The following is an 8,009-nucleotide window of genomic DNA, read 5'->3' on the forward strand; positions in this document are numbered from 1 at the left end:
GATAAATATCTTTGATCTTAACATCCCAGAAAATTGTTGTTTTCTTTACAACGATAGTCACGGGATGTTAAGACTGAGGGTACTTTCATGCTAAATAACGAAAAATGAATTTACTTATTAATTTAAAGTTTGTCGGGGATTTTCGTTATCTTTTTATTGTCCTTTATGGACATGTGTCCTGAAGAAACATTAACATTAACATTAACAAATCCATCATTAATAGTAGCAATCTCTCCACTATGGATCTTATTATCAAAATTCCAAAGAACCTTTACACGATCACTAATTGAAATTTGATTTCCTTTAGGATCTTTCATTTTTAAAACCTCTTTTTTGACTGAGTTTCTAGATTTGTACCCAGGGGTTGGGATGAAAATTCATGCGTTTTAATCTGTGGATTTAGGTTAATACTAATCGGTCTGTTCAAATATTTTTTAATAACTTTTTTTCTTCCACTTTCATCCAATCTGCAATATACTTTCCAAAAAGCATCCATTTTCATGCCTCACATTAAATATTCATTATTTATTCATAATTATAAGTGCATAAAAGTTGTACTTCTTACTATATAAATCATCATGATTATGATGTTTAACTGATAATTCGGTTCAACACCTGCAAAAGATGCAGGTAACACCGGGCTGCGACCCCGGCATAAGTTGATGATTAAAGCACGGTAAAAAAACACAATTGAGAACTAACAGGGATATGTGGTAGTCATTTGGGAGTTTAATAAATAATGACTAAATGGTTCAATCTTCCCCTGTGCCGGATTTCCTAAGTACCGGATAACTTCTCCACAGCTTCCTCTACCAGTTCCCGTCCACCCCTGTCAACAAGCAAATGACCCAGCCGCCTGGCCTCCACCTCACAATTATCAAGAGGCACGACCTCATCCACCTTAACATACCTGTCACCATCCAGCGACAGCACCTCGGCACGTATCCGCACCCCGTCACCCTCAGTAGTAGCAAAAGCAGCGATGGGAACAAGACATCCACCACCTAAAATCCCGATGACTATACGCTCAAGTTTCGTTTCAAGATTACTCTGCGGGTGGTCCAGCAGTGATGCAGCCCTGTGAGCTTCGGTATCCTTAGGCGTCACAACCACAATGGTCCCCTGGTTGGCAGACGGACAGAAATGGTCAGGGTCCAGCCGGTGCACGTCCAGTTCCCAGCCCATACGCTGCAGTCCTGCCTCAGCCATCAGTATGCCATCGTACTGGCCTTCTGCGACTTTTCGGCGGCGAGTATCGATATTACCCCGCAGGTCCTTGATAACCAGGTCAGGCCTGTATCGTAGAAGCTGGGCCTGCCTGCGCATACTTGTGGTGCCTATCGTGGCCCCTTTGGGCATTTCATCAATCGTGGAGCCATCCCTGGCCAGCAGTACATCAAGAGGTGAATCCCTTTTCAATACAGCAGCAATAGCCAGTTCATCAGGCCGTTCAGTAGGGATATCCTTCATGCTGTGGACCGCGATATCTATCTCACCGTCCAGCATCCTGTCATCAAGTTCACGCACAAAAGCACCCACACCAGGTATCTGGTGCAGGGGGCGGTCAGTGAACGAATCACCGCTGGTCTTTATTATCTTGCGCTCTGTGTCAAATCCATGCTGCTTTAACATGGCAGCCACCTGGTCAGCCTGTGCCAGCGCCAGGGCACTGCCCCGTGTACCGATAATCATCAATTACGGCCTCAGGTTCTTTTCATATGCCTCGACCGTGGCAGCAATATCTTCGTCAGTGTGCGCTGTTGAGAGGAAATTGGTCTCGTACTGTGAAGGCGGCAGGAATACCCCGCTCTTCAGCATCCTGTGGAAGAATTCAAAGTAACCTTCCTTATCGCACTTCAAAGCTTCCTGGTAATTAGCAGGGATATCACCAAAGAATATCTTGAACATGGAACCCACGCCACTTATATAATAATCCAGACCCAGGTCGTTTATGGAATCCCGAAGCATTGCCCGCAGGCCGTCACCGGCCAGATTCACTTTTTCATGGACCTTCTCCTTTTCAAGCACATCCAATGTGGCAAGGGCACTAGCCATTGAAAGCGGATGTCCGTTAAAGGTACCTGCCTGGTATACCTTGCCGGCAGGAGAGATGTTCTCCATGATCTCTTTTTTACCGCCAATGACACCGATGTTCAAACCACCGCCCAGTACTTTACCCATTGTGGTCATATCAGGAATGACATCGTAATATTCCTGTGCACCACCCATGGCAAGCCTGAACCCTGTGATCACTTCATCGAATATCAACACGATATCATTTTCCCTGGTAACTGCCCTGACCTCTTCCAGGTATCCTTCCATCGGAAGTATAGGGCCTATATTGCCCATGACTGGTTCCATGATGACTGCAGCAACTTCACCCTCATAGCCGTGTATTGCGTCAACCATTGCATCAATATCGTTATAGGGGACCTGCAGGGTTTGTTTCGTGAACTCCCTGGGGATACCCAGTGAATCGGGTGCTCCCAGTGTGGTTGCACCGCTCCCTGCTTTTACCAGGACCGCATCATGTGCACCGTGGAATCCGCCCTCTATCTTGATGATCTTGTTCTTGCCTGTATAACCCCTGGCGGCACGTATTGCTCCCATGGTGGCCTCGGTACCTGTTGAGACTAACCTGACCATGTTGACACTGATAACATTATTGCAGATGCGCTGTGCCAGTTCCACTTCGAGTTCGGTGGGTGTGCCGTACAGCCAGCCGTTATCAAGTTGTTTTGTTATTGCTTCTTTGATGGCAGGGTGGTTGTGTCCCAGCAGGAGGGGGCCGTAACCCATGCAGTAGTCGATGTAGGTGTTTCCATCAACATCTGTTATCTTTGAACCACTGGCACTTTTGGTGTAGAACGGGTAGGGGCTTATCGCCCTGACCGGACTGCTTACCCCACCTGGCAGCAGGTTCTTTGCTTTACTGAATAGTTGTTTTGATTTTTCACAGGTCATATGTGATACCACTGGATTTTCAATAATGATAAAATTTCTTATGTGTACTTCAATTCCCGAACAGTGTTAGTAGAATTGTACTTTTTACATATATAGGTTAAACATGATTGAGAAAATCATGTGGGGAGTGGAATATCCATCCGATGCTTTGGTGGCAGTGGCCTGCATCAATGAACTGGTCGTGATGTCATACAAAAAATAATCATAAATGTGATATAGGACAAACCTGTTCTAATACCCGGATGGCAAAAAAGCGAAAAAGCAAACCCGAACCAGGCCAGTCTAAAAAGGAAGCAAGACGCCAGCAGGCAGAGGCAAATAAGAAGGCAGCCAAGGCAAAGATACTGATCGCTCTTGGCTCGGCCGTAATCCTTATCGCATTGTTATGGGCTATTTTTGACAATACTGCCACACAGCAGGAATGGGATGTGGATGAAGATGGTATTATGTCTTATCCCACTGATCGCGGAATCCCGGAATATGATTCAATGATAGTTGAAGATTCTGGATATTACTTCGATCACATCAACTATTCCAGCAGGGATGCTGTTATAAGTGCACTGCTACGTATCCCCAACAGCAGCCATCCGGTCCCAGGCATCCTCATACTCCCAGGGGCCACTGTATCAAAAGAGGGCGAGCAGGGGCTGTCTGCCGAACTGGCAGATATGGGGTATGCGTCCATGGTCATTGACCAGCGCAACTTGGGAAGAGTGGACTTCCAGCTTGACGGCAGGTTGTTCCAGGCCGGGCAGGAAACTACCCAGCATAAAATGGTCTTTGATGCCTTGAAAGCTGTTGATGTAATGCGCCAGTACCCTGCGGTTGACCCTGACAACATCACTATTATCGGTATCAGCAACGGTGGCAGGTTTGCCATCATTGCCGCAGCTATCGACCCTTCCATCAATGGAGTGGTAGGAATCAGTACCAGCGGGTATGATGTTGAATCTTTTATTGCAAATGATTCGAATCAGGTCACGGAAAACCAGACCAGGTTCCTGCGCTCTATTGACCCGGATACTTATCTTGACAGGCTGCCGCCCCGCAAGCTGGTGATGATGCATATGATTAACGATTCCATTATCCCGCTTGAACTGGCACTGGTGACATACGAGAAGGCAGGGGGACCTAAGGTCTTTTATCCGGTTGAGGGTAGCAGCCATGGGTACAATGCTGCTATGAGAGATGTGCTGGAAGCTGAGCTGGGATTGATGTTCAGTTAGTGGAAAATAACTTTTATCCTTGAAGCTGTTGTCGAATACATCAGGCGGCATGAAGACGATATAATGGATGATTCCTTTTTTGCTGTAATCGGGTCATTTGCAACAAAAGAGGGCAACTGGAGTGAAAGGGACGACTGGAGGGAATAGATGCGTATATTCCCGGATACCAGCGATCTTATATTGCCTTGAGCGACAGGAAGGACAGGAACCATAAGACTGCAAGTGCATACCTTGAGGATAATGTGCATGAAGGGGCACGGTTCGTACTGGGCCGCAACGTACTTGTGGAATATATTGATGGCATGACCAAACGAATCGGAAAACAGAAAGCACTGGAAGAACTGCATAATATCCTGAATAGTAAATTACTGGTTATCGAGCTTGTATCAAAAGTGGACTGGGACCTGGCAGGTGCTATTATGGTGCCTCGTGGATGGATGTGAAGCAGTGCTCGGAACTCATCATCTGAACGTGCTACTGCTTCATTCTGTCTTGGTTCATTTTCCAGACTTATGCAAAAGCATTTTTGTATGTCCGTGTATATTTGCTTAACAAGAAATCATGCTGAAATAAGAGAAATGGAGATTATGATGAAAGTACGTGATGCAATAAAAATGATAGAAGCAGATGGCTGGTATTTAATTAAAACCAGAGGAAGTTATAAACAATACAAGCATCACACAAAATAAGGTAGAGTAACAATTGCTGGTCATTTAAATGATGATTTAGCACCCGGGACTTTTAATAGTATCTTAAAACAAGCAAAATTGAAATAGGTAGAATAAGATGTATCGTTTCTTAATTGTGATTGAAAAGGCAAATAATAATTATTCAGCATATTCACCTGATTTGCCTGGTTGTGTTGCAACAGGTGCTAACCGTGAAGATACGGAACAAAATATGTATGATGCAATTGAAATGCATATTCAGGGATTAATAGAAGATAACTTGCCGATTCCAGAATCAAATTCTTTTGCAGAATATGTGGCGATTAATGAAATGTCAGGCACAGCTGATACAGCACAACCAACTTAATTATATTTTCATTCCACCATTTCTACTCTTGCCGAGTGCTTATCACACTCTGCTCAACCCTTACGCCCTTGTGGTGTGCTGAGCGGGCTGGCAGGCGCTTTTTTAGTACTTCATAGTTGCATTGCTTGACCGGTGGACTGGAGGTGTAAGTTTGGATAAATTCTTGGTTTGGTGTTGCAGGTGGGGGCTTAAAGAGCAGGACAAAATAGAAAGATCATTTACTTCTACTGATACTGATCAATACAGGCAAGAAGATCAAAGCTACTAAAAATACTGCTAAACCTGCTGCAGCAAAGCTTACATGGAAACCATATGAATCAGCGATCAACCCACCTGTAAAAGGACCTATTGCAAAACCAAGAGAACCAAACACGTTGAACCCACCCATGGCAGTCCCCCTTTTTGAAGGATCTGCAAAATCACCAGCTAATGCTGCCGATGGAGGATACATAAGTGCTCCAGCTACACCACCGATCACCATTACCAAAACCAGCAAGGGTGGGGCCGTGAAGCCAACACTTATTACTATAATGCTGTAGAGAACGGAACCAACTATCAGGGGTTGAACTCTTCCTATTCTATCAGATATTACACCGAAAGGGTACTGAAGCATGGCAAAAGGTATTAAAAACGCAGCCATGTACATTCCGATAGTACCTGGCTCCATCCCATAATTTATTGCAAGCATAAGTGGGAAAACGCCCACAAAAAATCCTACTGTAAACCGCTCAACAAAAGAAAAGGCATATGGAATGAATATCCTTTTTTCTTCCCTGAGCAACATTAGTGAATCTATAAATGAGGTAGGTCTTGAACTGAGTTTGCGCTCTTTGAGCATTAATGCCGCGATCAATGCTCCAAGTAATAGTAGTAAAGAACCAAAGTAAAGAGGATAAAGGGGATCTATTGAACCTATCTTACCACCAAATGGTGCTCCCATGGCATTACCTGATGCCATTCCCAGGCCAAGTATTCCCATTCCCTTACCATACTGTGTTTTTTTGACTAGATCGAGTACTGATGTCATAATTAAAGAAAATGCCATCACAGTAAAGGCTCCTTCAATGAATCGCAGTGCCAGTAGGGCTGACATGGTAGGGGCAAGGGTAAGGCTGAACATCAAAAGAGCATTACCCAAAAATCCGGTAACGATGAATATCTTTCTTTTCCCTAACTTATCAGAAGTGCTGCCCCATATAAGAGAGAATATTACATATGCGGCCAGATTTATTGAAACAAATAAACTAGTCTCTGCTACAGATGTGACATAAAACCTCTCCATAACAAAATCTTCCATAACAGGATATATCAATGTGACACTGAACATCAGCAGAAATGTTAAAATACCAAGAATATATATCTCCCGGTAGCCTTCTTTATCTATTTCAGGAATAATGTCACCCCCTTTTCTATTCATTGATCATTTATTTAATATTTAGATTATTTGTAATCTAAATCGATGAAGGGTTGAAAAACTTTAATTTTATTTACATAATAGTATCAATTGGGTAATTACTTTTTCAATTTGGGTTATTTGTTTATCCTGGGTTTTATTAGTAGTTTTCCTGGGATAACTAAAATGTAAAATTTATTTGCAGAAGTAACAACCTTAGTCTTCTCAACGTATAAGAGAGAGTATGGAGGCATCTTAATTTCTTTCAGTACGAAGCGTATTTGCATTGCAGAGTTCCAAGAATAGAATGTACAGAATGCGGTATTCACTGAATTGAAGTCCTATGGGCACAAATATGTTACACTTGAATTGTAATATAAGACATGTGTCCCTTTAGTAAAAAGAAGTGCTCGTGGTTATCGAAATGTTCAGAATTTCATTACTATGATATACCTTCGATTGGGACAATTGAATTTCCAGTTACCCACATGAATTAGCGAAGAGCCTTTTAGATTATGGATGGCATTATACCGCATTGGCCACATAAGGCAGTATAAGTGAATTTTGTCCCAAGGCCGCTAAATTAAGAATGTGGTATGGGTTAATGGAAAATGTTGTTAGAATGGGGAACAAATGAAACTAAAGAAAGTTGTTAAGTTATTCGGAGATAGTGATCCTAACCGATGCACTTATATCGGGTTTTGCCATGTTTTTCCTCAAAGACCTTTTATTGCTGGCTTTTGAACGTCTAGGAAATTATATACTTTCGTGCAGGCTTAGAAAATGCTACCAGAGAGAGCATCTTCTTAAGTGAGACAATCTGAATATATGGTATTGATCTTTTATGATTAAGGATAAATTTTAATAAATTAAATTATATATTTAACTTAATTAATTAGTTTGTTCCTTTACTATTATAGATAATTTCTTCCATCCATCTATCCCAACAACATGACTGTTTTTCTACCTCTCCGCTATCCTCAATTTCTTTCATTGTTAACCACCGCCAATATCTCCCCTATTATTAGCATCCTCACCATTAAATTGGCAATGATGATATAAAAATGTTTTGACTGAAACAGTATCTCCGAATAACTATTAAAATTTCATCCATTTTCCCCACACTTTGATTAGAATTTTCGAAACTATTGAACCCGATACGAAACATGTAATAATCTTTAAATAATTGGATATCCATAGGATATCCTATGAGGAAAGTAGAGATACAACCACATACTCACCTAGAAATTGACGGTATAGAGGGTTTTTTCGTTCGTAAAGTTACAAAATTCGGAAACAGTGCCAAAGTTGATTGTCCAAAGGAGTATCTTGGCCGTACGGTTTATCTGGTAATAATATGACAATTGCTCCCGCTAGAGCTTTTAGAACTC

8 protein-coding genes and 2 pseudogenes are annotated in these 8,009 nt (G+C 42.4%); 6 read left to right on the forward strand and 4 right to left on the reverse strand.

Annotated elements, in window-relative coordinates; genetic code table 11:
* Positions 1 to 122 precede the first annotated feature (122 nt).
* From HF974_07690 to hemL, 3 genes are all read right to left on the reverse strand, one after another.
* Positions 123 to 317 carry a hypothetical protein gene (locus tag HF974_07690; GenBank protein MBC2698202.1) on the reverse strand — a complete coding sequence of 65 codons (195 nt, stop codon included), beginning with the start codon at positions 315 to 317 and terminating at the stop codon, positions 123 to 125.
* A 460-nt stretch (positions 318 to 777) separates the two neighbouring features.
* The gene (gene hemC / locus HF974_07695) at positions 778 to 1,692 is read right to left on the reverse strand and encodes a hydroxymethylbilane synthase (GenBank protein ID MBC2698203.1); all 915 of its coding nucleotides are present in this window, start codon (positions 1,690 to 1,692) and stop codon (positions 778 to 780) included.
* A gap of 3 nt (positions 1,693 to 1,695) precedes the next feature.
* Complete coding sequence (gene hemL / locus HF974_07700) at positions 1,696 to 2,964, reverse strand: glutamate-1-semialdehyde 2,1-aminomutase (protein ID MBC2698204.1); 1,269 nt, start codon at positions 2,962 to 2,964, stop codon at positions 1,696 to 1,698.
* 242 nt (positions 2,965 to 3,206) lie between these two features.
* Between hemL and HF974_07705 the strand changes: the two genes are divergently transcribed.
* The 4 genes and pseudogenes from HF974_07705 to HF974_07720 all read left to right on the forward strand — a co-directional run bounded on the left by HF974_07705 (position 3,207) and on the right by HF974_07720 (position 5,225).
* A complete protein-coding gene (locus HF974_07705; GenBank protein ID MBC2698205.1) occupies positions 3,207 to 4,190 on the forward strand; it encodes a prolyl oligopeptidase family serine peptidase in 984 nt (327 codons plus the stop codon).
* Between the two features lie 185 nt (positions 4,191 to 4,375).
* Positions 4,376 to 4,633: a hypothetical protein gene (locus HF974_07710; GenBank protein MBC2698206.1), complete on the forward strand. Its 258-nt coding sequence runs from the start codon at positions 4,376 to 4,378 to the stop codon at positions 4,631 to 4,633.
* Between the two features lie 147 nt (positions 4,634 to 4,780).
* Positions 4,781 to 4,966 (forward strand): annotated as a pseudogene (locus HF974_07715) (type II toxin-antitoxin system HicA family toxin).
* A gap of 10 nt (positions 4,967 to 4,976) precedes the next feature.
* Positions 4,977 to 5,225 carry a type II toxin-antitoxin system HicB family antitoxin gene (locus tag HF974_07720; protein MBC2698207.1) on the forward strand — a complete coding sequence of 83 codons (249 nt, stop codon included), beginning with the start codon at positions 4,977 to 4,979 and terminating at the stop codon, positions 5,223 to 5,225.
* Positions 5,226 to 5,439: 214 nt separating this feature from the next.
* On the opposite strand, the gene HF974_07725 is transcribed toward HF974_07720, so the two are convergent.
* Complete coding sequence (locus HF974_07725; protein ID MBC2698208.1) at positions 5,440 to 6,642, reverse strand: MFS transporter; 1,203 nt, start codon at positions 6,640 to 6,642, stop codon at positions 5,440 to 5,442.
* Positions 6,643 to 6,854: 212 nt separating this feature from the next.
* Here HF974_07725 and HF974_07730 point away from each other — a divergent pair.
* Both HF974_07730 and HF974_07735 read left to right on the forward strand, forming a co-directional pair.
* Positions 6,855 to 6,947, forward strand: a pseudogene (locus tag HF974_07730) (transposase family protein).
* Positions 6,948 to 7,826: 879 nt separating this feature from the next.
* Positions 7,827 to 7,979: a DUF2080 family transposase-associated protein gene (locus HF974_07735; GenBank protein MBC2698209.1), complete on the forward strand. Its 153-nt coding sequence runs from the start codon at positions 7,827 to 7,829 to the stop codon at positions 7,977 to 7,979.
* Positions 7,980 to 8,009: the final 30 nt, after the last annotated feature.

The sequence above is a fragment of the ANME-2 cluster archaeon genome (assembly GCA_014237145.1).
Lineage (GTDB): Archaea > Halobacteriota > Methanosarcinia > Methanosarcinales > Methanocomedenaceae > Methanocomedens_A.

What these genes read in the sequence shown, in the direction of transcription:
- hemC (MBC2698203.1), bottom strand. Translation starts at nt 1,692, where the DNA reads ATGATTATCGGTACACGGGGCAGTGCCCTGGCGCTGGCACAGGCTGAC.
- hemL (MBC2698204.1), bottom strand. Translation starts at nt 2,964, where the DNA reads ATGACCTGTGAAAAATCAAAACAACTATTCAGTAAAGCAAAGAACCTG.
- HF974_07705 (MBC2698205.1), top strand. Translation starts at nt 3,207, where the DNA reads ATGGCAAAAAAGCGAAAAAGCAAACCCGAACCAGGCCAGTCTAAAAAG.
- HF974_07690 (MBC2698202.1), bottom strand. Translation starts at nt 317, where the DNA reads ATGAAAGATCCTAAAGGAAATCAAATTTCAATTAGTGATCGTGTAAAG.
- HF974_07735 (MBC2698209.1), top strand. Translation starts at nt 7,827, where the DNA reads ATGAGGAAAGTAGAGATACAACCACATACTCACCTAGAAATTGACGGT.
- HF974_07720 (MBC2698207.1), top strand. Translation starts at nt 4,977, where the DNA reads ATGTATCGTTTCTTAATTGTGATTGAAAAGGCAAATAATAATTATTCA.
- HF974_07725 (MBC2698208.1), bottom strand. Translation starts at nt 6,642, where the DNA reads ATGAATAGAAAAGGGGGTGACATTATTCCTGAAATAGATAAAGAAGGC.